The organism is Actinosynnema sp. NPDC023794, from assembly GCF_040639675.1.
Taxonomy (GTDB): Bacteria; Actinomycetota; Actinomycetes; order Mycobacteriales; family Pseudonocardiaceae; genus Actinosynnema; species Actinosynnema luteola.
The window spans coordinates 143,289-169,925 of sequence record NZ_JBFAFR010000018.1 but is presented as its reverse complement, the minus strand read 5'-3'; the positions used below and the strand labels follow the sequence as shown (position 1 = coordinate 169,925).

Genomic DNA, 26,637 nt, shown 5'->3' with positions numbered 1-26,637 from the left:
ACGTCACCACCGAGCATGGGATCACCACGAACCGGCGTCGGGGATCTTGTCCGGCGTGTCTCCAACCCGGTGAACGTATGTGGTCAACGCACTAGGACCGCACCGAACCGATCACCACGGTCGCCGACAGCTCCTCGTCCGACACGACCTCCGCGCGCAACCCGCCCGCCGCGAACGCCTCCACCGTCCCCGCCGCCTGCCGCGCACCCGTCTCCACCAACAACCGACCACCCGGCGCCAACCACCGCGCCGCGCCCGCGATCACCCGCCGCTGCACGTCCAAGCCATCCGTCCCACCGTCCAACGCCACCCGCGGCTCGTGCTCACGCGCCTCCGGCGGCATCAACCCGATCGCCCCGGTCGGCACGTACGGCGCGTTCGCCACCAGGACGTCGACCCGCCCCGCCAACGACACCGGCAACGGCTCGTAGAGATCACCCGCGTACACCCGACCCTGCCCATCGCCACGAGCACCCACGTTGCGCCGAGCACAAGCCACCGCCACCGGATCCACGTCCACCGCGTGCAACTGCACCCCGGCCACCCGATCCACCACCGCCGCACCCACCGCACCCGACCCACAACACAGGTCCACCACCACCGAACCCGCCCGCGCCACCCCCACCGCCACCCGCACCAGGAACTCCGTGCGCCGACGGGGCACGAACACCCCCGGATCCACCACCACCCGCAACCCGCAGAACTCCGCCCACCCCACCACGTGCTCCAACGGCAACCCGGCCACCCGCCGAGCCGTCAACGACTCCAACTCCTCCGGACCACGCGCGGCCTCCACCAACACCCGCGCCTCGTCCTCGGCAAACACACACCCGGCCGCACGCAACCGCGCGACGACATCAAGATCCATGGAAACGAACGCCTCTCGCGTGAAACCCGAGGGCGCCCCTCACACCGCCACGACGCGGCCGGGAGCGACCCGATGCACACCAGCAGAAATGGGTCCCACCTCCCTCGTCCGCGCCAACCGGCACACCGTATATCACCGCCCACCCACCTCAGCCCCCACCGGCACGCGCACGCGCCACCGCCGCCTCCACGCCGTCCAACAACACCTCCAACCCCGTCACGAAGTTCCCCACCGCGTCCCGCTCCAAATACGGCACGTCCTCCTCCCCCTCCACCGCCGGCGGCTCCTCCGCGCCCAGCCACGCCGACAGCGGGAACCGCTCGGCGAAGTCCGGCGCAACCTCCTCGAACACCCCCGACCGCGAGAACCACCACTCCTCGTCCGTCATCCCCGTCTCCCGCGCCGCCCGCCGCGCCTCCGCGATCACCCCCGCCGCACCACGCACGAACTGCACCACCGCACCCACCACACCCCGCAACACCGACGCGCCCAGACCCGTCGGCCGCAGGATCCGCAACAACACCTCCACCATCAAGAACTCGTTCGGCCCCAACACCGGCCGCGCCTGCGACACCTGCAACACCCACGGATGAGCCAGGAAGAACGCCCGCGCGTCCTGCGCCCACGCCCGCAACGCCACCCGCCACCCGCCGTCCACCGGGTACTCCGACGGCAACTCCCCCAACACCCGGTCGTACATCAGGTCCAACAACTCCGCCTTGCTCGGCACGTACGTGTACAACGCCATCGCCGAACGCCCCAACCGCTCACCCACCGCACGCATCGACAACGCCGCCATGCCGTCCCGATCCGCCACCTCGATCGCCGCGTCCACGATCACGTCCACCGACAACCCCGACCCCGCACCACCACCCGGCGCACGCCACAGCAGCCGCATCGACCGACGCGCGTCACCCTGTCCGGCGAAGACCGCCACTTGCCCACCCCTTACAGCGTAAAGTACGGTGCCGCAAGCACCTTACGGCATAAACAAAGCAGGGGGAAAGCCAGGCGATGGCCGCACCAGCAGACAGCCACGACGTCATCCAAGTACGCGGCGCCAGGGAGAACAACCTCGCCGACGTCTCCGTCGACATCCCCAAACGACGACTCACCGTCTTCACCGGCGTCTCCGGCTCCGGCAAATCCTCCCTCGTCTTCGGCACCATCGCCGCCGAGTCCCAACGACTCATCAACGAGACCTACACCGCGTTCATCCAGTCCTTCATGCCCAGCCTCGGCCGTCCCGACGTCGACGCCCTGCGCAACCTCAGCGCCGCCATCATCGTCGACCAGGAACGCATGGGCGCCAACTCCCGCTCCACCGTCGGCACCGCCACCGACGCCCACACCATGCTCCGCATCCTCTTCAGCCGCCTCGGCCGACCGCACGTCGGCACCTCCGGCGCCTTCAGCTTCAACCTCCCCGAAGGCATGTGCCTCAACTGCGAGGGCCTCGGCCGCGTCTCCACCGTCGACATCGACCAACTCGTCGACCGCACCAAATCCCTCACCGGAGGCGCCATCACCGTCCCCGGCTTCACCGTCGACAACTGGTACGTCCAGACCTACGTCCACTCCGGCTTCTACGACCCCGACAAGGCGCTCCAGGACTTCACCGACGAAGAATGGGACGCCTTCCTCAACCGCGAAACCACCAAAGTCAAAATCGGCAAGACCAACGTCACCTACGAAGGCCTCCTGGTCAAAGTCCAACGCCTCTACCTCGGCAAGGACCGGGAATCCATGCAACCCCACATCCGCGCCTTCGTCGACCGCGCCGTCACCTTCACCGACTGCCCGACCTGCGGCGGCGCCCGCCTCAACGCCGCCGCCCTCTCGTCCAAGATCGACGGCGTGAACATCGCCGACTGCTCCACCATGCAGATCAGCGACCTCGCCGACTGGGTCGCCAAGATCACCGACCCGTCCGTCGGCCCCATGCTCACCACCCTCAAAGAACTCCTCGACAACCTCGTCGAGATCGGCCTCGGCTACCTCAGCCTCGACCGAACCGCCGCCACCCTCTCCGGCGGCGAGGCCCAACGCGTCAAGATGGTCCGCCACGTCGGCTCCGCCCTCACCGACGTCACCTACGTCTTCGACGAACCCACCGTCGGCCTGCACCCCCACGACATCCAGCGCATGAACGACCTCCTGCTCCGCCTGCGCGACAAGGGCAACACCGTGCTGGTCGTCGAGCACAAGCCCGAGACCATCGCCATCGCCGACCACGTCGTCGACCTCGGCCCCGGCGCGGGGACCAACGGCGGCCACATCACCTTCACCGGCACCGTCGACGAACTCCGCGCCTCCGGCACCCTCACCGGCCGCCACCTCGACCACCGCGCCCGACTCCGCGACCAGGTCCGCACCCCCACCGGCCGGCTGCCCATCACCGGCGCCACCCTCCACAACCTCAAGGACGTCGACGTCGACATCCCCCTGGGCGTCCTCACCGTCGTCACCGGCGTCGCCGGATCCGGCAAGAGCTCGCTCATCCACGGCTCCCTCGCCCAGCGCGACGACGTCGTCACCGTCGACCAGGCGCCCATCCGCGGCTCACGGCGCTCCAACCCCGCCACCTACACCGGGCTGCTCGACCCCATCCGCACCGCCTTCGCCAAGGCCAACGGCGTCAAACCCGCCCTCTTCAGCGCCAACTCCGAAGGCGCCTGCCCCAAGTGCAAGGGCATCGGCCTCGTCTACACCGACCTCGCGATGATGGCCGGTGTCGCCTCCGTCTGCGAGGAGTGCGAGGGCAAGCGGTTCACCGCCGAGGTCCTCACCCACACCCTGCGGGGCCGCAACATCAGCGAGGTGCTCGGCATGTCCGTCACCGAGGCCCGCGACTTCTTCACCGAGAAGCAGGCCAAGGCCATCCTCGACCGACTCGTCGACGTCGGCCTCGGCTACCTCTCCCTCGGCCAACCCCTCACCACGCTGTCCGGTGGCGAGCGGCAACGGCTCAAGCTCGCCATCCACATGGCCGAGAAGGCGTCCACCTACATCCTCGACGAGCCGACCACCGGCCTGCACCTCGCCGACGTCGACCAGCTGCTCGCCCTGCTCGACCGACTCGTGGACGACGGCAACACCGTCATCGTGATCGAGCACCACCAGGCCGTCATGGCGCACGCCGACTGGATCATCGACCTCGGCCCCGGCGCCGGGCACGACGGCGGCCGGGTCGTCTTCACGGGCACACCCGCCGACCTGGTCGAGAACGCCTCCACCCTGACCGCCCGACACCTCGGCGCCTACGTCGGCCGCTGACCGTCCTGGTTGCTCTGGACCCAGTTTTCTTCCGGTGCCACGTCCGGTGCCGGAAGAAAACTGGGTTTAGTGGACACTGAAGCTATTAAGATAATTGGCCAATGGGGCGTGGGTAGCCCGATCGTGGCCGTCGTTCGGAATACCGCAGGTCGTTCCCACTGCCGGTCGATTGTCCGGTACCGAGCGGTCCTCTAACGTTGCCGATCACGTCCGCGCGAACGTGATCGCAGAACCTCCACTCCCCGGCCGACCCGCGCCGCTATGGGTCTGCCGGAACCCCTGCACGAGGGAGAACCCTGCAATGGGAGACGTTCGCGGATCCAGACGAGCCCTGATCGCGTTAGCCGCGGTCGCGGCGACCACCACGGCGCTGGCCTCCGGCGCCACACCTGCCGCCGCCGAGGGCGACATCCTCGGCACGAACAACCCGACCGCCATCGCGGACAGCTACATCGTCGTCTACGACCAGCTGTCCACCCAGAGCGTCGACGCGCTCACCGCCGACCTCAGCGCCAAGTACGACGCCAAGGTCGACTACACCTACCGCAACGCCCTGAAGGGCTTCGCGGGCACGCTGTCCGAACGGGACGCGCGCCGCCTGGCGGCCGAGCCCGGCGTGGCATACGTCCAGCAGAACGGCGAGGTCAAGGCGACCGCGACCCAGCCGAACCCGCCGTCGTGGGGCCTGGACCGCATCGACCAGCGCGACCTGCCGCTCGACTCGTCCTACACCTACCCCAACGACGGCACCGGCGTCACCGCCTACATCATCGACACCGGCATCCGGACCACGCACTCCGACTTCGGCGGCCGGGCCACCTGGGGCACCAACACCGTCGACACCAACAACACCGACTGCAACGGCCACGGCACGCACGTGGCGGGCACGGTCGGCGGCACGGCCCACGGCGTCGCCAAGGGCGTGCGGCTGATCGCGGTCAAGGTGCTCAACTGCGCCGGCTCCGGCTCGTTCGCCGGAGTCGCCGCGGGCATCGACTGGGTCACCGGCCACCACACCTCGGGCCCGGCCGTGGCCAACATGAGCCTCGGCGGCCAGGGCAGCGACGTGACCGGCGAGACCGCGGTCCGCAACTCGATCGCCGACGGCGTGACCTACGCGATCGCGTCGGGCAACTCCAACGCCAACGCGTGCAACTTCACCCCCGCCCGCGTCGCCGAGGCGATCACGGTCAACGCGTCGACCAACACCGACGCCCGCGCCTCGTTCTCCAACTGGGGCACGTGCACGGACATCTTCGCGCCCGGCCAGAACATCACCTCGGCGTGGATGACCAACGACACCGCCACCAACACCATCAGCGGCACGTCCATGGCGGCGCCGCACGTGGCCGGCGGCGCCGCGGTCCTGCTCGGCGCCACGCCGTCGTTGACGCCCGCGCAGGTCGCGAGCGCGATGATCGGCAACGCCACCCCGAACAAGATCACCGGTCCGGGCACCGGCTCGCCGAACCAGCTGCTGTTCGTCAACACCGGCGACCCCGGACCCGGCAACCCGTCGGTCACGCCGCCGGGCAACCAGACCGGCAGCGTCGGCACGGCCACGAGCCTGCAGCTCAAGGCCTCCGGCGGCGCGCCGCCGTACACGTGGTCGGCCACCGGCCTGCCGCCCGGCCTCACGATCGCGGCGTCCACCGGCCTGATCTCCGGCACGCCCACCGCCGCAGGCGCCTACAACGTGACCGCGACGGTGACCGACAGCGCGGGCAAGTCCGCCGGCACGGCGTTCACCTGGACCGTCACCCCGGCGGGCGGCACGTGCGCCGCGCTTGGTGAGAAGGCGGTCAACGGCGGCTTCGAGAGCGGCACCACCGGGTGGTCGAACGCCACCCACACCATCGCCGCGTGGACCGGCGAGGGCTCGCCCCGCTCCGGCACCCGCTCCTCGTGGATCAGCGGCTACGGCTACAGCAACACCGAGACGCTGACGCAGACCGTCACCATCCCGGCGGGCTGCACGAACACCACGCTGTCGCTGTGGCTCAAGATCAGCACCGACGAGTACGAGCCGGAGGTGTTCGACACCTTCACGGTCTCGGTGGCCGGCACCACCCTGGCGACCTACACCAACCTCAACCCGTCCGGCTACGAGGTGCGCACCTTCGCCCTGGGCGCGTACGCGGGCCAGAGCGTCACGCTGAGCTTCTCCGGCGTGGAGGACTGGTCCTACCAGACCTCGTTCGTGGTGGACGACGTCTCGGTGAACGCGGCCTGATCCCCGGTCGGCGGCCGGTGGGCCCGACGCCCTCCGGCCGCCGACGCACGTCCAGGTCCGTCCAGGGCCGCGTGGCCGCGCAGCAGGTCCAGCTCACGCACCAGGTCCGCTCTGGTGTGCACCCGTGCCGGATCGGCTCCCACGGCTCATGCACCCCAACCGACTGGCGGATCTGGTCCCGCCGAACGGTAGCCACGCGCATCGCCGGGGGTGTGCGGATCGGCCTGCGGTCAGCCGTTCGGAGGAAGGCCGCCCCGCCGGTTCGGACACCCGCGTCGCGTCCGGAAAGGGGTCCTCGGCGGCGTGGGGTGCGCCGCCGAGGACGGCCCGACTAGCAGGCGATGGGCGAGGAGCCGACCGCCACGTCGTCGTACCAGAGGGTGTCGGCGCCGTCGCCGTAGCTCTCCCAGCCCAGCCGCAGGTCGGTCACGGCGGGCCGCCAGTTGGTCTTGCGCAGCCACTGCGAGTCGACGTCGGGCGTGGACACGCCGTCGGCCACCAGGCCCTCGACCACCGCGCCGTTGAGCGAGGTCGAGATCCGGCCCGCCGGGTCGACGGTGAACTGCACGCAGTTCCACTGGCCGGTCGGCAGCGGCTTGCTCTTCGACACGCCGACCGGGCTCTGCTCGGGCAGGGTGGCGTCGTCGGACTCGCGGTTCCACTGCAACGCCGAGCTCTGGCCGCCCATGCGCAGGTCCTTGCCGCCGTCGGCGGAGTCCTTCATGGCCATGAACGTCACGTGCGCCATCGGCAGGGCCGTGGTGTGGCGGACGTAGAACCGGCCGTGCACCACGCTCGTGCCGGTGAGCGGCGTGCCGAAGAAGATGTGGTTGCAGTAGCCCGACGCGCCGTTGACCCGCACCGACTTCGAGCCGCTGCGCGCGACCGAGTTGTCGATGGCGACCGTGCCCTGGCCGGTGCAGTTGGCCGCGCCGACGGTCCACCGGCCGCTCGGGGCGGACCCGGTCTGCTGCTCGAAGTCGTCGCACAGCGCCGCCGTGTCACAGCCGACCGGCGGGTTGCCGGTCGTCGTGGTCGTGGTGGTGGTCGACGTCGTGGTGGATGTGGTCGTGGATGTGGTCGTCGTGGTCGGGCCGTCGCCGCTGCACGAGACACCGTTGAACGCGAAGTCGGTCGGCACCGCGTTCGTGCCGCTGTACGTGGCCTGGAAGCCGAACTGCGCGCTCGCGCCCGTGCCCAGCGACCCGTTCCACGGCATGCTGGACGCCGTCACGACCGCGCCGGACTGCTTCACGTCGGCGCTCCAACCGGAGCTGACCGCCTGGTTACCGGCGAAGGTCCAGGTGAGCTTCCACGAAGTGACCGGAGCGGACTGGTTGGTCACGGTCACGTTGGCGGTGAACCCGGTGGCCCACTGGTTGAGCTTGTAGTCCACGGCGCAGACGGGAGCAGCCCCCGCCGTGCTGGTCCCGCCGATCACCACCAACCCGGCTATCGACACCACAGCGGCCACCGCCGCCAGCAGATTTCGCACAACAACCCCTTCGTTGTCGTCTCTGGGAGCGTTCCCAGACACCGACTGTAACGATTCCGTCACCCCGATGGAATACTCCGGCTGCCGCAACGGTGATTCCGACGAAGGCGCACGGCCCCGCCGACTACGGTGCACTGTGATCCACAACGGACCGGGCCACCGAGGGGGACCAATGCCCACCGCCGCCGAGATCGACCGGCTGCGCCGCCAGGGTGAGCTGGACCGGGCCGAGGCGCTGGCCGGGCCCGACCACTCCGCCGACGACACCGACCTGCGGATCGCGCGTGGCCGGTTGTCGCTGGCCCGACACCGCTACGACGAGGCGCTGGCGCTGTTCGCGGACGACGACGACCGCCTGCTGGCGTGGCGCGTCGCGACCCTGTCCCGCATGTACCGGGACGACGAGGCGTTCGCCGTGGCCGCCGAGGCGATCACGCGGCACCCGGACAGCGTGCCGCTGCGACTGGCCCTCGGCCGGGCGCACCTGGACGCGTGGCGGTCACGCGAGGCGCTCGCGGCCTTCACCGAAGCCCGTCGCCTCGCGCCCGACGACTGGCGCGCTGCCGGCTGGCTCGCCGTCGCCCTGGCGAACCTGGCCCGGCTGGACGAGGCGAAGGCGACGGCCCGCGAGGTGGTCCGCGCCCATCCCGAGGTGCCGAAAGCCCACTACGTCCTGGGCCGCGTCCACTCGACCTCGTACGAGCACGCGGACGCGGTGGCGTGCTTCGACGCGGCGCTGGACCTCGACCCGCACCACCCGGACGCGTTCGAGTGGAAGATCACCGCGCTGCGCTCCCAACACCGCTACGACGAGGCAGAACGGGTGGCCGAAGCCGCGTTGACGGCGGTACCCGCCGTGCCGCGGCTGCACGTCGAGCACGGGTGGGTGCTCAGCGACCAGCACCGCTACGACGAAGCCCTGGCCGCCGTCGACCGGGCGTTGGCGCTCGACCCGGCGCATCGCTGGGCGTTGGAGAGCCGGATCGACCTGCTGCAGTCGCTCGGCCGCACGGAGGACGCGCTGGAGCAGGCGGCCGACGCGGTGGCCCGGCACCCGTCCGACGTCATGTTCCTCGTCTCCACGGCCTGGCTGCACGCCGGGCGCGACGAGCACGACCGGGCGGTCGAGCACCTGGACCGGGCGTCGGCGATCACGCCGACGCAGGAGTCGGTGGTGCGGAGCAGGATCTCGATCCTGGTGTCGGCGGGCCGGCACGACGAGGCCGAAGCGGCGGCGGCCGTGGCCCTGGAGCACTACCCGGACGACCCCGACCTCCAGCTCACGCTGGCCGGCGTGCACGTGGGTCGCGGCGAGACCGACCTCGCCGTCGCGTGCTGCGACAAGGCGTTGGCCGGCGTCCCGCGGCACGCCGGCGTGTTGCGCCGCAAGATCATGATCCTCCGTGACGCCGGCCGGTCCGCGGAGGCGTTGGAGACCGGCGAGGGGGCACTGGCGTTCCACCCCCGGGACCCCTCGATCCACCTCGCGCTGGCCCGCCTGCACGCCGACGAGGGCCGGCACGAGGAAGCCCTCGACCACGTCGAGCGCGCGTTGGCGGTCAACCCCCGCGACACCAACGCGTTGCAGGCGCGGATCGACTGCCTCGGCTCCCTCGGCCGGCGGGAGGAGGCCGTGGAGGCGGGGCGGCACGCCGTGGCGCTGCGCCCGGACGAGCCCGACCTGCACGTGGAGCAAGCGTGGGCGTTGAGCTCGCTCGACCTGGAGGACGAGGCCGTCGAGGCGGTCACCGGCGCGCTGCGCCTGTCCCCCGACCACGCCTGGGCGCTGCGCAGCCGCGTCAGGTTCCTGACCTACGCGAAGCGGTTCGACGAGGCGATCTCCGCCGCGGCGGAGGCCGTGCGCCGGCAGCCCGACGACGCCGAGCTGCACGTCACGATCGCCCGCCTGCACATCGCCCGCGGCCGGCTGGACGAGGCGGTGACGTCGTCCGAGCGGGCCTTGGCGCTCGAACCCCGGCACTCCGGGGCGCACAGCGCGCGGATCATCGCGCTCGACGCCCTCGGCCGACTGCCGGAAGCCCTGCGCGCGGCGGAAGCCGCCGCCGAGCAGCAACCCGAGGACGTGCCCACCCTCCTGCGCCTGGCCGACGCGTACAACCAGTCCGGACGGCACGACGACGCCGTGACCACGACCGAACGCGCGCTCGCGATCGAGCCCGACGACCGGACCGCCGTGCGGAGCCTGATCGGCTACCTGCGCGAAGCCCGCCGGTTCGACGAGGCCGGGCGCGCGGCCGACGAAGCGCTGGCCCGGATCACCGACGACCCCGACCTGCACGTCACCGTCGCCTGGCTGCACGCCGACCGCCACCGGGTGCCGGACGCCCTGACGTCGTTGGACGCCGCGCTGGCGCTCGACCCGGAGCACGAGTGGGCGTTGCGCAGCCGGACCGCGGTCCTGCACACCGCCGGTCGGGTGGACGAGGCCCTGGAGACGGCGGCCAAGGCGGCGGCGCTGCACCCCGACTCGTCGAGTCTGCACGTGACCGCCGCCGAACTGGCCGCCGCCCGGCACCTCGTCGACGAGGCGCTGTCCCACCTGGACCGGGCGTCGGCGGTCGACCCGGCCTACGCGCTGCCCCACCGCCGGAAGATCCGCGTGCTGCGGCTCGCCCGCCGGTTCGACGAGGCCGGGCGGGCGGCCGACGAGGCGCTGGCGCGCTTCCCCGACGACGCCGACCTGCGCGTCGACATCGCCTGGCTGCACTCGGACCTCGACCGCGGCGAGGCGGCGTTCGCCGAGGTCGAGCGGGCGTTGGAGCTGCGGCCGGGGCACGAGTGGGCGTGGCGCACCAAGGTGAGCTTGCTGCGCGCGGCCCGCCGCTACCCCGAGGCGCTCGGCGCCGCGAACCGGATGCTCGAGTTCCGCCGCGACGAGCCGGACGCCCTCGTCGCGGCGGCCTGGCTGCACGGCGACATGGGTGATCTCGACCGCGTGCTGGTGGTGACCGACCGCGCTCTCGACCTCGACCGCGGGCACGTCGCCGCCTACGAGGCGCGCGTCGCCGCGTTGATGCTCCTCAACCGGTTCGAGGAGGCGGAGGAGACCGCGCGGCAGGCGTTGGTGAACGCGCCGGGCGTGGTGGACCTGCACGTGCTGCTGGCCAAGGTGCACGACCACGTCCGCGCGTTCGACCGCGCCGAGGAGCAGTTCGCCGCCGCACGCGCCGTCGACCCCTTCGACGTGGACCTGGTGGTCGCGCTGTCGGCGACGTTGCGCACCCTGCGCCGCCTCGGTGAGGCCGAACGCCTGGTCGCCGAGTTCTGCGCCCGGGCGCCGCACCTGCGCGGGCCGAGGTTCGAGCTGGGGTGGATCCACCACGACGCCCGCCGGCTCGGCGAGGCGCGCCGGGTGTTCGCCGCGTTGCTCGCCGACTCGCGCGACGACTACGAGCGCGCGGCGTCGCACCACGCCCTGGGCTGGGTGGCGTTCACCGACGACGACCTCGTCACCGCCGAGAAGGAGTTCCGGGCGGCGCTGGCGGACCGCCCGGACGACTACGACTACGTGCTGGCCCTGGTGTGGGCGCTGGCGCGGCAGGACGGCGAGCGGCGGTGGCGCGAGGCGGAGGGCCTGGCCGGCGGTCTGCTCGACCGGCGGGCCTCCGCGCCCGTGCACGTGTGCCTCGGCGTGCTCGCCTTCCGGCGCGGCAACCTGGCCTCGGCCGAGTACCACCTGCGCAAGGCGCTGGAGATCGACCCGCACCACGGCAGCCACGCCGACCTCGGCGCGCTGTACGTCCAGATGGGGCGGTACGAGGAAGCCGAGGTCGAGCTGGGCAAGGCCGTCGCGCGGGACTGGTACGACGTGAACGCGCACGTCGAGCTGGGCGCGTTGTTCCTGCAGCTGGGCGAGGAGCGGTTGTCCGACGCCGAACGGGAGTTCCGGCAGGCGATCGCGATCGACCCCGCCTCGGGCGCGGCGGCGATCGGGCTGGCGCAGGCGTTGGCCAGGGCCGGCGACGAGGCGGAGGCCGAGTCGGTGCTGCGGCTCGCCGAGCAGCGGCAGGACGCGTCGCGGAAGTGGCGCACGCACTTGGCGCTGGCGCGGCTGCTGGTGCAGCGCGGCGACAAGCAGCAGAACCCGGACCTGCACGCGGAGGCGTACGCGCAGGCGCAGTCGGCGATCGAGACCGCGCCGGACGCGGAGGCCGACCCGCACTTCGTGGCCGGTGTGGCGCACCACCGCATGGGGTCGCTGGCCGCCGACGCGCGCGGCCGGTTCGGCTACCGGCTGCGGGCCATGCACCACCTGCGCGAGTGCCTCAAGCGCAGTCGCGGCCACGTCGAGGCGCAGCGGAACCTCCAGCTCCTGGAACGAGAGATGAAGGCGGTGGCCCCCGCGATCTGGGGCGGCTACGCGGTGGCGACGATCTCGTTGCTGCTGCTCGGCACGATGTGGACGGCGTTCTTCTTCTCCGCCAAGGTGACCGCGGTGATGCTGACGGCCACCACGCCGGTGCTGGTGGGGCTGTTCACCGTGGCCGTGCTGCTGCCCGCGTTGATCCGGCTCAAGCTGCCCGGTTTCGAGGCCGACCTCCAGGCGGGCAGCGCCATGGTGTCGCCGGGTCCGACCGGGCAGGTCACGTTCGGTCCCGGCCGGTTGACCGTGACCAGCGGGCCGACCGGGCAACTGCCCCGACGGGAGTGATCAGCCCAGCACGGTCACGGCGCCGCGCCCGCCGTCCACGCGGACGCGGTCGCCGGTGCTGATGCGGGTGGTGGCGTTGCCGCAGCCGAGGACGGCGGGGATGCCCGGCTCGCGGGCGACGATCGCGGCGTGCGACAGGGGCGCGCCGACGTCGGTGACCACGGCGGCGGCGCGCGGGAACAGCGGGGTCCAGCCGATGTTGGTCACCGTGGTCACCAGGATCTCGCCGGGTCGGAGCGCGTCGGCGTCCGCGACGTCGTGGATCACCCTGGCGACGCCCTCCACGACGCCCGCCGCGCCGGGGAAGCCGGACACCGCGTCGCCGAGGGGTTCGGCGGAGGCGTCGTGCACGTCCAGCCGGCGGTTCGGGTCGGCGGCCCACGCCTCGGGGTCGAACCGGCCCCGGATCACGGTCGGGTAGGGCGGCAGCGCGCGGTAGCGGTCGTAGGCGGCACGGCGGGCCGGCACCGATGCCAACGGGGCCTCATCGCCTTCCAGGACGCGCAAGGTCTCCTCGATCGGCAGGAAGAACACCGCGTCGCCGTGCCCGGTGGTCTCGCCCGCCCGCACCAGGAACGCCCGCAGCACGGCGAACGTGCGCGCGAACTCCGACCGCGCCCGTTCCCGCTCACGGGCCAGCGCGGCGAGCCCGTCCACCTCACGGCGCAGCCGGTCGACCTTGCCGGGGTGCGCGGCGCGCAGGCGTTCCCACGCCGCGTCGCGCACGGCCGCCTGCCTGGCCAGCAGCCCTTCGGGGTCGACTCCGACGTCGTCGGGGCGTGGCCACTCCGGGTCCTCGGCCGGGCGCGGCGCGGACACCTCGAACTCGTCGGCGAACCGGTGGCCGTACTGGCGGACGTACGCCTCGCGGGTGATCTCGCCGCGCTTGAGCCGGGCCAGGCCGAGCACCGGCCCGAGGCTCTCCAACTCCCCCGCCGCGCCGTGCGCGCCGGTCAGCAACGCGGTGGTGTCGTCCTCGCCCACGAGCTCGGCCAGCTTGCGCCGCAGCTTGACCGACGACATGGAGCCGTTGCGCGCGCCGGCGTCGAACACCTTGGCGTCCACGTGCAGCACGTCGTGCACGTCGGACTTCCACAGCGCGAGCAGGTCGGCGGACGTCGAGGCGGCGCGGAAGGCGGCGTGCAGCCGTTCGGCCCGACCCGGCGCGGAGGCCAGCAGGTCGTCGATCTTCGCCCGGAACTCCCGGTTCTGCCGGAGGAACGGCAGCGCCGCCCCGATCGCCGCCCGCAGCACGGCCAGGCGTGACAGCGGCAGCGGCGGCACCTCGACGCCCGCGGGGACGCGGCCGAAGTACAGCTCGACCGTCCGCCACGTGAACCGGCTCAGGCCGAGCGCCCGGCCGACGGCCAGCGCGGCGCTGAGGTTGAGGTAGAACCGGCCGCCGATGTTGCCCGACGTCGGGTGACCGGCGATCGGCGGCTGGGCGAGCACCCCGGCGAACGACCAGGTGGCGGGCGACATCACGCTCGGCACGGCCTCGCGCAGGTTCGCGCACGTCCACAGGTAGTCGCCGCGCAGGGTGTCGTTCCAGACCTCGGGCAGCGCGGTGATCGGCCTGGCCTGCAACACCGCGACCCGCCCGCCGGCCACGGCCCACTCGACGTCCATCGGCACGCCGCACAGGTCCTGGATCCGTGCGCCCAACCCGGCCAGTTCCCGCACCTGCGCGTCGGAGAGCAGGGAACCTCCCGACCGGCGCACCACGCCGTCGGCGGACACGACGTACTCGTCCGGGGTGACCGTGCCGCCGACCAGCGCCTCGCCCAGGCCGGGCGCGGCGTTGACCACGGTCTCGGTCCGCGCGCCGGTGACGGGGTTCGCGGTGAACAGCACGCCGGCCGCGTCGGCGGGCACCATCTCCTGCACGACGACGGCGAGCGCCACGTCGGTGATGCCGTTGCGGGCGCGGTAGGCGGTGGCGCGTGCCGTCCACAGCGACGCCCAGCACCGCTTGACCGCGTCCAGCACCTCGTCGCCGGACACGTCGAGGAAGGTGTCGTGCTGTCCCGCGAACGACAGGTCCGGCAGGTCCTCGGCGGTGGCCGACGAACGCACCGCGACCGGTCCCGGCGGCAGGGCCGCGCGGATGGCGTCGGCGATGTCCGCGGGAATGTCCAGGCTTTCGAACGCGGCGGCGATGGCGGCCTCGCCTCCCCGTCCGGCCCGGATCCCGGCGTCGAGGCCCTCGGTGACGCGGCGGTAGGCGTGCGTGGTCAGGTGGAAGCCGGCCGGCACGGGCAGGCCCGCGGCGGCGAGCCTGGCCAGCGAGGAGCCCTTCCCGCCGACCGTCTCCAGGTCGGCGGCGGGATCGGCTAGCGGCAGCACCAACGCGGTGGTCCCCATGTGACGATCTTCGCACCGGCGCTCACGTCCCGTTGCGGGAACCCGCCGAACGGCTCACCGACCGCGTGCGCGCGGCCAGGTCCAGGGCGATCACGATCCCCAGCCCCACCGCCACCACGCCGGCGGCGACCACGAGCGCCGCGAAGAGCCCGGCCGCGGTGAACGCCAGACCGATGACCGCCACGCCCAAACCGCCCGCGAGCTCACGGCTCGCGGTGACGGTGGCCGAGGCGACCCCGGCGCACCGCTCGTCGGCGGCGTCCAGCGCCACGGTGGTCAACGGGGTCGTCAACGCCGAGCCGAACCCGATCACCACCAGGCACGCGAGCACCACCGGCGGACGCGCGAAGGGCATCGCCACGAGCCCGGCCGTCACGGCACCGAGCCCGCACGCCGCCGTCCGCCACGGCCCGAGCCGGGGCACCAGGACGGGCACGACCGGCGCGCCCGCGATGACGGCCAACGCGGCGGGCACGAAGACCAGGCCGGTGGCCAGCGGGGTGAGGCCCTCGGCGCGGTGCAGGTGCAGCGGCAGCACGAACAGCACACCGCTGACCGCCAGCCCCCACAACGCCTGCGCGACCGTGCCGCCGACGAACACCGACCGGGCCAGGCCCGCCGGGAACAACGGGTGCGCGGCCGACCGCTCCGCCGCCACGAACGCCAGGCACGCAGCGCCGGACAACGCGGCCAACGCCGCCACCGGACCCTCGCCGCCGACGCTCAGCACGGTGGCGGTGACCGCGAAGACGGCTGCGGTCAACGCCGCCGTCGACCGGACCGGCAGCGGTGTCGGGCGGGTGATCCGCCGTGACGGCAGGGCCAGGGCGGCGAAGGCGGCCACCGCCACGCACGCCGGGACGTTGCCGAGGAAGATCCACCGCCAGTGCGCCGCCTCGCTGAGCAGGCCGCCCAGCGCGGGCCCGACCGCGAGCGCCACGGCCAGCGCGGCCGTCCACGCCGCGATCCCCGTCCGGCGCCGGGCGGCGTCCAGGTCGGTCCGCAGCACGGCCAGCCCGGTCGGCACGATCGCCGCCGCCGACGCGCCCTGGGCCGCCCGCCACAGCGCCAACTCCCAGCCGGCGTCCGACGTGCCGCAGCCGAGGGACGCGGCGGCGAACCCGAGCAGCCCGACCAGCAGCACCCGCCGGTGCCCGAACCGGTCGCCCACCGCGCCCGCCGCGGGCATGAGGCTCGCGAACACCAGCATGTAGCCGATCACGGCCCACTGCAGGTCGTTGGTGGACAGGCCGAGGTCGCGGCCGATGGTGGGCAGGGCGACCACCAGGACGCTGTTGTCCAGCGCCGTGACGAAGGCCGCGAAGCAGGCCACCAGCAGGACGCGCTTCACGCGAGCGCGGCCATCAGCATCGGCCAGGACGCCCGCAGCTCGCGTTGCCAGTACTTCCAGGTGTGCGTGCCGCCGCCGTAGGCGTTGACCGTGATCGGGATGCCCAGCGACCGCATCCGGGCCACGAAGTCCGGCGACGTGGTGCCCACGATCGTCTCGAACGCGTCGTAGGACCACCAGTCCGTGTCCAGCGCGCCTTTGAAGCCGTTGCCGTAGGACATGTAAAGGGACATGCCGCGCAGGTTCGCCGCGAGCTGCCTGGGGTTGTGCGCCGCCCACACGGCGGGCACGAGGGTTTCGCGGCCCCACGGCCCGTACGGGTCGAGGCCTTCCCGCAGCACGGTGGTGTAGATGAACTGGGGCACGCCGATGAACTGCGTGGACAGCAGACCGCTGTAGGAGGCGGCGGCCCGGAACATGCCGGGGTGCTTGGCCGCGTACCCGAACGCGCCCGTGCCTCCCGCCGACAGCCCCGCGACGGCGCGCGCCGTGCCGCCCCGGTAGTTCCGCTCGACGAGTTGCGGCAGTTCGCCGGTGTGGAAGGTCTCCCACCTGGGCGTGCCACCGCGTCCGCCGTTCCACCAGTCGGTGTACCAGCCGGCGCGTCCGGCGTCGGGCATGACGACCAGGACGTCGCTCGACGCGCTGAGCTCCTCGACGTCGGTTTCCCTGGTCCACGACGTGTAGTCGTCGCCGACCCCTTGGAGGAGGTAGAGGACCGGCCACGTCCTGGAGGCGGTCGGCGACCAGCCCGGTGGGGTGAGGACGCGGACGGGGACCTGGCCGCCGATCGCGGGCGAGGACACCGTGAGGTCGACGGTGCGGGCGTCGAGCCACCGCTCGCCGACGACTACTGCCCCGTCATCGGCCGCGACGGGTGTGGCCTGCGCGGGAACGACCATCAGGACCAGGGCGGACAGGGCGGGCAACAGCACGCGCGACATGACTTCTCCCGAAATTGTCGGACCCCGTCGGTAGATTGAGAACAGGGGTCCCCCTGGGCGGGGACCTCCGCGACGCGTCCGGGGTTGTGATCACGTGGTGGGCGCCAGACCGCAGCGGTCACGAGGTGGGCAGCAGGCCGGCGAGGTAGCGGTCGCGGCAGGCGGCGCGCGAGAGCTTCCCGCTGGACGTCCTGGGCACCGAGCCGGGTTCGACCACGAGCACGTCCCGCACCCGCACGTCGTGGTGCCGGGACACGGCGGCACGCACGCGGGCGCGGACGCGGGCGTGGTCGACGGCCACGCGCGGCACCTTCGAGGACCGCTCGGCGACCACGACCACCGCCTCGCCGTCGACCGAGGGCACTGCGAACGCCGCCACGTGACCACGCCGGATCACGTCGTCGGCCTCCTCCACCACCGCCTCCACGTCCTGCGGGTAGTGGTTGCGGCCGTCGATGACGATCAGGTCCTTGATCCGGCCGACCACGTACAGCTGGCCGTCGTGCAGGACCCCCAGGTCACCGGTGCGCAGCCAAGGCCCTCGCGGCGAACCCGGCAGCCGGGCGCCGAAACCCTCGCCACCGGAGAAGTAGCCCGGCGAGACGTTCTCCCCGCACACCCAGATCTCGCCCACCCGGTCGCCGTCGACCCGCTCCCCCGTCGCCGGGTCCACGATCGCGAGGTGCTGGTCGACCGCGCCGCCGCAGCCGACCAGCACGCTCGCCCGCTCCGGGTCGTCCTGGCGGACCGCGCGTCCTCGGGCGAGCGCGGCGCGGTCGAACCCGGTGGTCGTGGGCCTGGCGGCGGCGGTCACGAACACCGTCGCCTCGGCCAGGCCGTACGAGGGGCGCTGGGCGTCCGGCCGCAGCCCGCAAGGCCCGAACGCCTCCTGGAACCGGGCCAACGTCGCCGCGCGCACCGGTTCGCTGCCGTTGATCAGCGCCACCGCGCCGCTCAGGTCCAACCCCGACCGGTCGGCCGCCGACACCCGCCGCGCGCACAGGTCGTAGGCGAAGTTGGGCGCGGCGCTGAGGACGTTGCGCCGCCCGTGCATGGCCCGCAGCCACCGCGACGGCCGGTAGAGGAACGCCGACGGGTCCATCAGCACCGCCTCGACACCGGTCGCCAACGCCACGCCGACGCCGAGCACCAACCCCATGTCGTGGAACAGCGGCAGCCAGCTCACCGGCGACGCCACCACGTCGGCCAGGCCGTAGGCGGTGAGCGCCTGGCGCACGTTGACCTGGAAGTTCCGGTCGGTCACCACCACACCGGCCGGCGTGCGCGTGGAGCCGGACGTGTACTGCAGGTAGGCGGGTCCGCCGAGCCGTCGCACGGGTGGTTCGGCGGACGGCGGCACGCTGCCGACCACCACCACGTCCAGGTCGAGCGCGGCCGGCGCGTCGGTGAGCGCGACGGTCGGCGCGCAGTCGCGCAGGATGCCGTCGAGGCGTTCGCGGTGGCCGTCGCCGGTGATCGGGAACAACGGCACGGCGAGCACGTCGGCGTAGAGGCAGGCGACGAACGCCACCACGTAGTCCAGCCCTTGGGGCAGCAACAGCAGCACGCGGTCGCCGGGCGCGCACCGACGACGCAGCTCGGCGGCCACGCCGCGGGCCCGCGCGTCCAGCTCGGCCCAGGTGATCGAGACCGGCACTCCGCGCGGGTCCGCCTCGTGGTCGAGGAACGTGAAGGCGGTGCGGCCGGGCCGCTCTCGGGCCCAACGCCGCACGGCGTCCACGACCGTGCCGGTGGTGGTCGCGGTGACCGTCATGAACACCCTCTCCTCTGCGCGGCGACAAATTCCGAAATAGGTTTTGTGCGATCGTCACAACTTTTGCCGAAGTGATTTCACAGCACGCCGGGCGCAGAAGCTACCGACGAGTAGAAGAACTGTCAACAACTACTTCGCGCGACCGACCATTGACCCGATCGGCCTATTGTTCACGCACGTTGACCAGGCCACGATCGTTCGCACGCCGCAGACACCCGGATCGGGAACGTGTCGTCCGCCATCCCTAAAATACTTCGAGGCGTTTTTGTGGAAATCGTACGAAAGGTGACTCATGACCGGCTTCGGCACGTCCGCGGAAGCGGAACTCCGCACGTGGTTGGTGCGCGGCGTCGCGGAACTCGCCGACCTCGCGGAGGGCGAGGTGGACGTCGACCAGCCGTTGGCCGAGCTCGGCCTGTCATCGCGTGACGCCGTCGTGCTCGCGGGCGCGTTGGGCGAGTTCCTGGACGTGCCGCTGCCCCCGACCGTGCTCTACCAGCACCCCACCATCGCCCGCCTGGCGCGCCACCTGGCCGGGCACGCACCCACGCCGGACGCCGAGCCCGGCCGACCCGTGGACGAGGGCATCGCGGTGGTCGGCGTCGGCTGCCGACTGCCCGGCGGCGTCGACGGCCCCGACCGGCTGTGGGACTTCCTGCGCTCGGGCGGTGACGCGGTCACGCCCGCGCCGCCGGACCGGTGGCCCGGCCTGCCCGACGGCACGCCCCGGTTCGGCGGCTTCCTGTCCGACATCAAGGGTTTCGACGCCGAGTTCTTCGGCATCGCGCCGCACGAGGCCGCGTTGATGGACCCGCAGCAACGGCTGGTGCTGGAGGTGTCGTGGGAGGCGCTGCACCACGCGGGCATCGCGCCGGACACCTTGCGCGGCAGCCGGACCGGCGTGTTCGTCGGCATCTCGACCGGCGAGTACGGCACGGCGAGCGCGGCGGACCTGAGCCGGGTGGAGCCGTGGACGGCGACCGGCGCCGCGTTGAGCATCGCCGCCAACCGGCTGTCGTACCTGCTGGACCTGCGCGGGCCGAGCCTGGCGGTGGACACGGCGTGCTCGTCGTCGCTGGTCGCGGTGCACCACGCGTGCCAGAGCCTGCGCGCGGGTGAGGCGGACGCCGCCGTGGTCGCCGGGGTGAACCTGCTGCTCGGTCCGGCCGTCACGCTCACGTTCCACCGGGCGGGCCTGCTGTCGGCCGACGGGCGCTGCAAGCCGTTCGACGCCGCCGCCGACGGCATCGCCCGGGCCGAGGGCTGTGCGGCGGTCGTGCTCAAGCGCCTGTCGGACGCGAGACGTGACGGCGACCGGGTGCTCGCGGTGATCCGGGGCAGCGGCGTGAACTCCGACGGGCGTTCGAACGGGCTGATGGCGCCGAACCCACAGGCGCAGGCCGACTTGCTGCGTCAGGTGTACGCGGACGCGGGCGTCGACCCGTCCCGGGTGGACTACGTGGAGGCGCACGGCACCGGGACGCTGCTCGGCGACCCGATCGAGGTGGGCGCGCTGCGCGAGGTGCTCGGCCAGGACGAGGCGGCCCGCGACGACGGGCCGTTGCTGCTCGGGTCGGCGAAGTCGAACTTCGGCCACGCCGAGTCGGCCGCTGGTGTCCTCGGGCTGGTGAAGGCGGTGCTGGCGGTGCGGCACGGCGAGATCCCGCCGAGCCTGCGCTTCCGCGTGCCCAACCCGCACATCGACTTCACCGGCTTGCGCGTGGTGACCGAGCCGACGCCGTGGCCGCGGTACTCGGGCCGGATCACGGCGGGTGTGTCGTCGTTCGGGTTCGGCGGCACGAACGCGCACGTCGTGCTGGAGGAGCCGCCCGCGACCGACCACGCCGACCGGCCCGACGGCCCGGCGTTCCTGGTGGTGTCGGGCACGTCCGGGGGTCGCGTGCGGCGGCACGCCTCGGCGCTGGCCGAGTGGCTGGCCACGACGCACGCCGACCTGCACGACGTGGGCGCGACTTTGGCCCGACGTCGTGGACGTGAGCCCCACGCCGCGGTGGTCGCCGGACACGACCGGGCCGCCGTGGTGGCCGGGTTGCGCGCGTTGGCCTCGGGAGAGCGCCCCGTGAGCAGGGCCGAACGTCGCACCGACGCGGTGTGGGTGTTCTCCGGGTACGGCTCGGGTTGGGCCGGGATGGGACGTCGGCTGCTCGACGCGGAGCCGGTGTTCGCGGCGGCGGTGGACGAAGTGGACCGGCTGATCGCGCCGCACTCGGTGCGGTCCCTGCTGGAGTCGCCGTCGGACACCTTGGGGGACGGCCAGATCGCGTTGTTCGGCGTGCAGGTCGCCCTGGCGCGGCTCTGGGAGTCACGCGGGCTGCGGCCGTCGGCGGTGATCGGGCAGTCCGCGGGCGAAGTCGCCGCGGCCGTGGTGAGCGGCGCGTTGTCCCTCGCCGACGCCGCCCTCGTGATCACCACCCGCGCCCGGCTGCTGGACGTGGTCGACGCGGCGGGCGACGGCGGGATGGCGGCGGTCGACCTGCCCGCCGACGAGGTGGACGACCCCGCGCTGTCGGTCGCGGTGCACGCCGCGCCACGCCGCTGCACGGTGTCCGGCCCGGCGGACCGGCTCGCCGCCCTGGTCGCCCGGGTCGAGGCGGACGGCGGGACGGCGCGCGTGCTGCCGCTGCGCACCAGCGGCCACTCCCCCGCCGTCGAGCCGGTGCTGGACGAGCTGGCGTCGGCCCTGCGCGAGGTCGCCGGACGGCGCGGTGACGTGCCGCTGTACGGGACCGTGCTGGCCGATCCGAGGCACGCCCCGCCGTTCACCGCCGCCTACTGGGCCGCGCACATGCGCCACCCGGTGCGGTTCACCCAGGCCGTGACCGCCGCGATCGAGGACGGCTTCACCGCGTTCCTCGAGGTCTCGCCGCATCCCGTGGCGCTGTCCGCGATCGCCGAGCACGCGCCGTCCCTCGCGCTCGTCGGCTCGCTGCGCCGGGACACCGACGACGTGCGGACCTTCCACGACAACCTCGCGTCACTCCACCTGCACGGCCTGGTGCCCGCCCGAGGCGTCACCGACGTGCCGACCGCGCCCTGGGAGCACCGCCCGCACTGGACCGCTCCCCCGACCCGTCCGGTGGACCGGCACCCGCTGCTCGGCGACCACGTCGAACTGCCCGACGGCACGCACGCGTGGCAGGCCGACGTGGGTCTGGCCGCGTTGCCGTGGCTGGGCGACCACCGGGTGCAGGACACCGCCGTGCTGCCCGGCGCGGCGTACGCGGAGATCGCCCTCGCCGCCGGCGCGCAGGTGGTGCCGGGGCCGCTCGCGGTGCGCGACGTGGCGTTCGAGGCGCTGCTGCCCCTGGCCGACGAGGTCACGCTGAGCACCACGTTCCGGGCCGGACGCGTCGAGGTGCACGCGAAGACCGGCGACGGGTGGGTTCGGCACGCCACCGCCACCGTCGTGCCGGGCGAGGAACGTGGCGCCGCACCACCGGTCCGCAGTGGACTCGAACCGGTCGACCTTTACGAGCGGCTGGCCGAGGTCGGGATGAACTACGGCCCCGCGTTCCGGGGCATCCGGTCCGCCCTGGCCGGCGCCGGTGCGGCGAGTTGCCTGGTCGACCGACCGGACGGCCCGGACCGCGGGTTGCGGCTGCCGCCGACGCTGCTCGACTCGTGCCTGCACGCGCTCGCCGCCGCCGCGCTCGACGTCGCCGCCGGTGGGCCGTACCTGCCGGTCGGCATCGGCGCCGTGCGACCGCACGGTGACCCGCGCCGGGCAAACCGGTGCGAGGCCGTGGTCCGGGAGAGCGGCGGCGGCGAGCTGACCGGGTCGGTGTGGCTCTACGACGACGCCGGCGCCCTGCTGGTGGAGGTCGCGGACGTCCGGGTGCGGCCGGCGTCGGTGGCGTTGTCCGGCCTGGCGTTGGAGACCGGGTGGGAACGGCACGACCTGCCCGCCGTCGAGGGCGCGTCCCGCACGTGGCTGCTGCTCTCCGACTCCCCGACCTTGGCCCGCGTCCTGATCGACGCCGGGCAGCACGTGACGACCGGTCCCTCGGCAGCGGCCGACGGGATCGTGTTCGTCCCCGGCGGTGACCTCGAACAGGACTTGGCGCGGCTGTCGGCGTTGGCGCACGACGCGCGACGGTTGTGGATCGTCACGCGGGACGCGGCGTGCGTCCTGGACGGTGAGGCGGGCGTGCCGGAGCAGGCCGCGTTGCGCGGTGCGGTGCGGGTGTTGGCGTTCGAACGACCCCAGCTGAGGGCCACGATCGTGGACGTCGACGACGTCGCGGTGCTGCCGCGCGAACTCCTCGCCGACCGGGCCGACGACGAGGTCGCCTGGCGCGGTGGCGCGAGGTACGCGGCACGGCTGCGGCGCGCGGAGGTCGACGTGCCCGCGACGGGGTCGGTGGTCGACTCGGGCGCGTACCTGATCACCGGCGGGTTGGGCGCGTTGGGGCTGGTCATGGCCCGGTGGCTGGCCGAGCGGGGTGCGGCGCGGATCGTGCTGTGCGGCCGTCGTGAGCCGTCGCCGGACGCTCGGGCGGAGGTGGCGAAGCTGCGGGCGCTCGGCGCGGACGTCGTCGTGGTGACCGGTGACGTCGCCGAACCAGGCGTGGCCGAGCGGGCGGTGACGGCGGCGGTGGACGGCGGGTCGCGGCTGTGCGGCGTGGTGCACGCGGCCGGTGTGCTGGCCGACGCGTCGTTCGACCGGCTCGACCCGGCCGACGTGCGGCGCGTGCTGCGGCCCAAGGTCGACGGGGCGCTGCGGTTGCACGAGGCGACGGCCGGGTGTCGGCTGGACTGGTTCGTGGTGTTCTCCTCGGCGGCGGCACTGCTCGGCTCGCCCGGTCAGGCCGCCTACGCGGTGGCCAACGCGTGGCTGGACGGGTTCGCCCGGTGGCGGCGGGCGTCGGGGCTGCCCGCCACGACGATCGACTTCGGCGCGTGGGGCCGGGTCGGGTCGGCCCGGGACAACGACAACCCGCTGCTGCGGCCGATCTCGCCCGCCGAGGGCGTGCAGGCGGTGGAGGCGTTGCTGCTGTCCGGACGGGTGGCGACCGGTGTGGTGAGGTTCGACCGGCGGCGCGTGGTGGAGCTGTTCCCGGGGCTCGCGCACCGGCCGTTCTTCGAGTCGTTCCTCCAGCCTCCGCCCGACCTGCCGGCGGCGGACCGGCTGGGCGCGATCGTGGCGCGGGTGATGGGTGGTGCGCCGGATCCCTCATCGCCGTTGACGTCGCTCGGGTTGGACTCGTTGATGGCGATGCGGTTGCGCAACGCGGTCGAGCACGACCTGGGGGTGGAGCTGCCGGTGCCGTTGCTGCTGCGCGGGGCGAGCCTGCGGGACGTCGAACGTCACCTCTCGGGGGTCGAACGTGAGGCCTCGCCCCGGGTCGAGCCGCGTGACCCGACCGAGCGGTGGCTGTTCGGGCTGTGGGCAGAGGTGCTGGGACGGCGGGACTTCGGCGTCCACGACGACTTCTCCGCCCTCGGCGGCTCGCGGCAACGACTGCTGGCGCTGGTCCGCCGCCGGGTCGCCGCCGACGACTCCCTGTTCGCCTCACCCACCGTGGAGGCGATGGCCGAACGGCTGCGTTCGGCGTTCGAGGACGCGGGCGGTCCGGTGCGGGTGTTGCGCGCGGGCGGGTCGCGGCGGCCGTTGCACCTGTTCCACCCGGCGGGCGGCCCGACCAGCGTGTACGAGCCGTTGGTGGGGTTGCTGGAGGACCGGCCGTGCTACGGGTACGAGCGGATCGACGAGGCGCCGGACATCCCGGCCAAGGCGGCGCGGTACGTGGAGCTGGTGCGGTCGGTGCAGCCGTCCGGGCCGTACGTGCTGGGCGGCTGGTCGTTCGGCGGGTGCCTGGCGCACGAGGTGGCGTGCCTGCTGCTGGACGATGGCGCCGAGGTCGAGCTGGTCGTGATGATGGACGCGGTCCGGCCGCTGCCCGCGCCCGACGTCTCGCCCGCCGACCTGGTGCGCCACCGGTTCGCCCGGTACGTCCGGCACGTCGAGGAGGTCTACGGCGCGTCGGTCGAGCTGCCCTGGGAGTCGTTGTCCGCGTTGGACGAGGTGGGGCAGATCGACGCGGTGCTGGCAGCGGTCGCCGGCCTGGGCATCAGCCCCGGCGCGTTGCGCCACCAGCGCACGTCCTACCTGGACGCGCGGGCGGCCGAGCGGTTCACGCCGCGGCACTACCCTGGCCGGGTCGTGTTCTACCGGGCGACCGACCGGGAGACGTTGACCACCGTGCTCGACCCGCGCTACCTGCGCCGGCAGGACGACGACGACCTCGGGTGGGCCGACGCGTGCGGCGCGCTGGAGGTCGTGCCGGTGCCCGGCGACCACCTCTCGATGGTGGACCTGCCGCACGTGTCGGTCGTCGCGCGGCACCTCTCGGCGGTGTTGGACGCGTAGGGTTCCCCGGCGCGCGGGGCGAGGGCGCGAAACCCCCGCGCGCCGGGGACCGGTCACAGGCCGTTGGTGAACAGCAGGCGGTTGACCGTGCCGCCGGTGCCGCCGCCGCTGACGACGCTCGGCGTGGCGCTGGAGTTCAGCCAGTTGTGCACGGTGGCCGAGGACTGGTCGCCGAACCGCTGCTTGTAGAGCGCGGCCACGCCCGCCACGTGCGGCGTCGCCATCGACGTGCCGCTCATGGTGCCCGAGCCGCCGGTGCGGACGGTCGAGACGATCGAGCTGCCCGCCGCGTAGAGGTCGACGCACGCGCCGGTGCTGGAGAACGACGACCGGGCGTCGGTGTTCGTCGAGGACGCCACCACGCTGGCCGTCTCCACCTTGCGCGGCAGGCGGTCGCACGAGTTGCCGCCGGTGTTGCCCGCCGAGGTGGCCAGGAAGACGCCCGCGGCGATCATGTTGCGGATCGCGGTCTCCAGGCTGGCCGACGCGGTGAAGTTCCACGACGTGTTGGCCACGGCCGGCTTGGTGTGGTTGGCGGTGACCCAGTTGATCGCGTTGAGCGCCGAGGTGGTGGTCGCGCCGCCGGAGCAGTTCATCATCTTCACGCCGTGCAGCCGCACGCCCTTGGCGATGCCGTAGGTGTTGGAGCCGATGGTGCCGGCGACGTGCGTGCCGTGGCCGTGGCAGTCGGTGTTGTTGCTGTCGATGCCGTTGTAGTCGAACGTGGCCCGGCCGCCGTAGTCCGCGTGGCCCGGCGTGATGCCGGTGTCGATGATGTAGGCGTGCACGCCCGCGCCGGTGTAGGTGTACGTGTAGCTCGCCGACAGCGGCAGGTTGCGCTGGTCGACCCGGTCGATGCCCCACGACGGCGGGTTGGCCTGGGTGGCGTCGAGCGCGTCGGTGACCAGCACGTCCTGCTCGATCGTGGTGACCGCGGGGTCGCGGCTGAGCTTGCGCAGCTGCGCCGGGGTGAGCTTGGCGGCGAAGCCGTGGAACGCCGCGTCCCAGACGTGGGTCGGCGTGACGCCCGCCGTGGCGGCCACGCTCGCGCCGCCGCGGGCCGTCGCGCCGAGCGTGACGATGTAGGAGTCCTTGATCGGGTGGACGGTCGCGGACGCCGTCGCGGTGATGATGTCGGCCTCGTGCAGGGGTTCGGCCGAGGCGGTGGTGGCGGTGAGGCCGACGGCGGTGGTCGCGACGGCCAGAACGGTGAGCGTTCGACGGAAAGGACGCACGGGTTGGCTCCTTCGGGTGAACCCGGGCGAGTGC

12 protein-coding genes are annotated in these 26,637 nt (G+C 73.1%); 4 read left to right on the top strand and 8 right to left on the bottom strand.

All coding sequences use genetic code 11. The annotated features are described in order from the left end of the window. Positions 1–91 precede the first annotated feature (91 nt). Positions 92–868 carry a putative protein N(5)-glutamine methyltransferase gene (locus AB0H12_RS30220; protein ID WP_499627458.1) on the bottom strand — a complete coding sequence of 259 codons (777 nt, stop codon included), beginning with the start codon at positions 866–868 and terminating at the stop codon, positions 92–94. A gap of 148 nt (positions 869–1,016) precedes the next feature. Beyond that, on the bottom strand, positions 1,017–1,805 hold the full coding sequence (locus AB0H12_RS30215; RefSeq protein ID WP_499627456.1) for a TetR/AcrR family transcriptional regulator: 789 nt from the start codon (positions 1,803–1,805) through the stop codon (positions 1,017–1,019). A gap of 77 nt (positions 1,806–1,882) precedes the next feature. On the opposite strand from AB0H12_RS30215, the gene AB0H12_RS30210 reads away from it, so the two are divergent. Together AB0H12_RS30210 and AB0H12_RS30205 are read left to right on the top strand one after the other, a co-directional pair. After that, positions 1,883–4,144, top strand: a complete 2,262-nt coding sequence (locus AB0H12_RS30210) for an ATP-binding cassette domain-containing protein (RefSeq protein ID WP_499627454.1) — start codon at positions 1,883–1,885, stop codon at positions 4,142–4,144. Between the two features lie 301 nt (positions 4,145–4,445). Further along, positions 4,446–6,377, top strand: a complete 1,932-nt coding sequence (locus AB0H12_RS30205; RefSeq protein ID WP_499627452.1) for a S8 family peptidase — start codon at positions 4,446–4,448, stop codon at positions 6,375–6,377. Positions 6,378–6,708: 331 nt separating this feature from the next. Here AB0H12_RS30205 and AB0H12_RS30200 read toward each other — a convergent pair whose 3' ends face one another. Continuing rightward, a complete protein-coding gene (locus AB0H12_RS30200) occupies positions 6,709–7,872 on the bottom strand; it encodes a cellulose-binding domain-containing protein (protein ID WP_499627451.1) in 1,164 nt (387 codons plus the stop codon). 172 nt (positions 7,873–8,044) lie between these two features. Here AB0H12_RS30200 and AB0H12_RS30195 point away from each other — a divergent pair, with 172 nt between their 5' ends. Continuing rightward, the gene (locus AB0H12_RS30195) at positions 8,045–12,544 is read left to right on the top strand and encodes a tetratricopeptide repeat protein (protein WP_499627449.1); all 4,500 of its coding nucleotides are present in this window, start codon (positions 8,045–8,047) and stop codon (positions 12,542–12,544) included. Here AB0H12_RS30195 and AB0H12_RS30190 read toward each other — a convergent pair whose 3' ends face one another. The 4 genes from AB0H12_RS30190 to AB0H12_RS30175 all read right to left on the bottom strand — a co-directional run bounded on the left by AB0H12_RS30190 (position 12,545) and on the right by AB0H12_RS30175 (position 18,977). After that, complete coding sequence (locus AB0H12_RS30190) at positions 12,545–14,908, bottom strand: PEP/pyruvate-binding domain-containing protein (RefSeq protein ID WP_499627447.1); 2,364 nt, start codon at positions 14,906–14,908, stop codon at positions 12,545–12,547. A 22-nt stretch (positions 14,909–14,930) separates the two neighbouring features. Continuing rightward, on the bottom strand, positions 14,931–16,259 hold the full coding sequence (locus tag AB0H12_RS30185) for an MFS transporter (protein WP_499627445.1): 1,329 nt from the start codon (positions 16,257–16,259) through the stop codon (positions 14,931–14,933). Continuing rightward, the gene (locus AB0H12_RS30180; RefSeq protein WP_499627443.1) at positions 16,256–17,203 is read right to left on the bottom strand and encodes an alpha/beta hydrolase; all 948 of its coding nucleotides are present in this window, start codon (positions 17,201–17,203) and stop codon (positions 16,256–16,258) included. Before AB0H12_RS30180 ends, AB0H12_RS30185 begins: the two co-directional genes overlap by 4 nt. Positions 17,204–17,321: 118 nt before the next feature. Continuing rightward, positions 17,322–18,977, bottom strand: coding sequence for a fatty acyl-AMP ligase (locus AB0H12_RS30175; RefSeq protein ID WP_499627441.1), 1,656 nt, complete (start codon positions 18,975–18,977; stop codon positions 17,322–17,324). Between the two features lie 292 nt (positions 18,978–19,269). Between AB0H12_RS30175 and AB0H12_RS30170 the strand changes: the two genes are divergently transcribed. Then, positions 19,270–25,368, top strand: coding sequence for an SDR family NAD(P)-dependent oxidoreductase (locus AB0H12_RS30170; RefSeq protein ID WP_499627439.1), 6,099 nt, complete (start codon positions 19,270–19,272; stop codon positions 25,366–25,368). A gap of 53 nt (positions 25,369–25,421) precedes the next feature. On the opposite strand, the gene AB0H12_RS30165 is transcribed toward AB0H12_RS30170, so the two are convergent. Further along, positions 25,422–26,603 carry a S8 family peptidase gene (locus AB0H12_RS30165; protein ID WP_499627438.1) on the bottom strand — a complete coding sequence of 394 codons (1,182 nt, stop codon included), beginning with the start codon at positions 26,601–26,603 and terminating at the stop codon, positions 25,422–25,424. Positions 26,604–26,637: the final 34 nt, after the last annotated feature.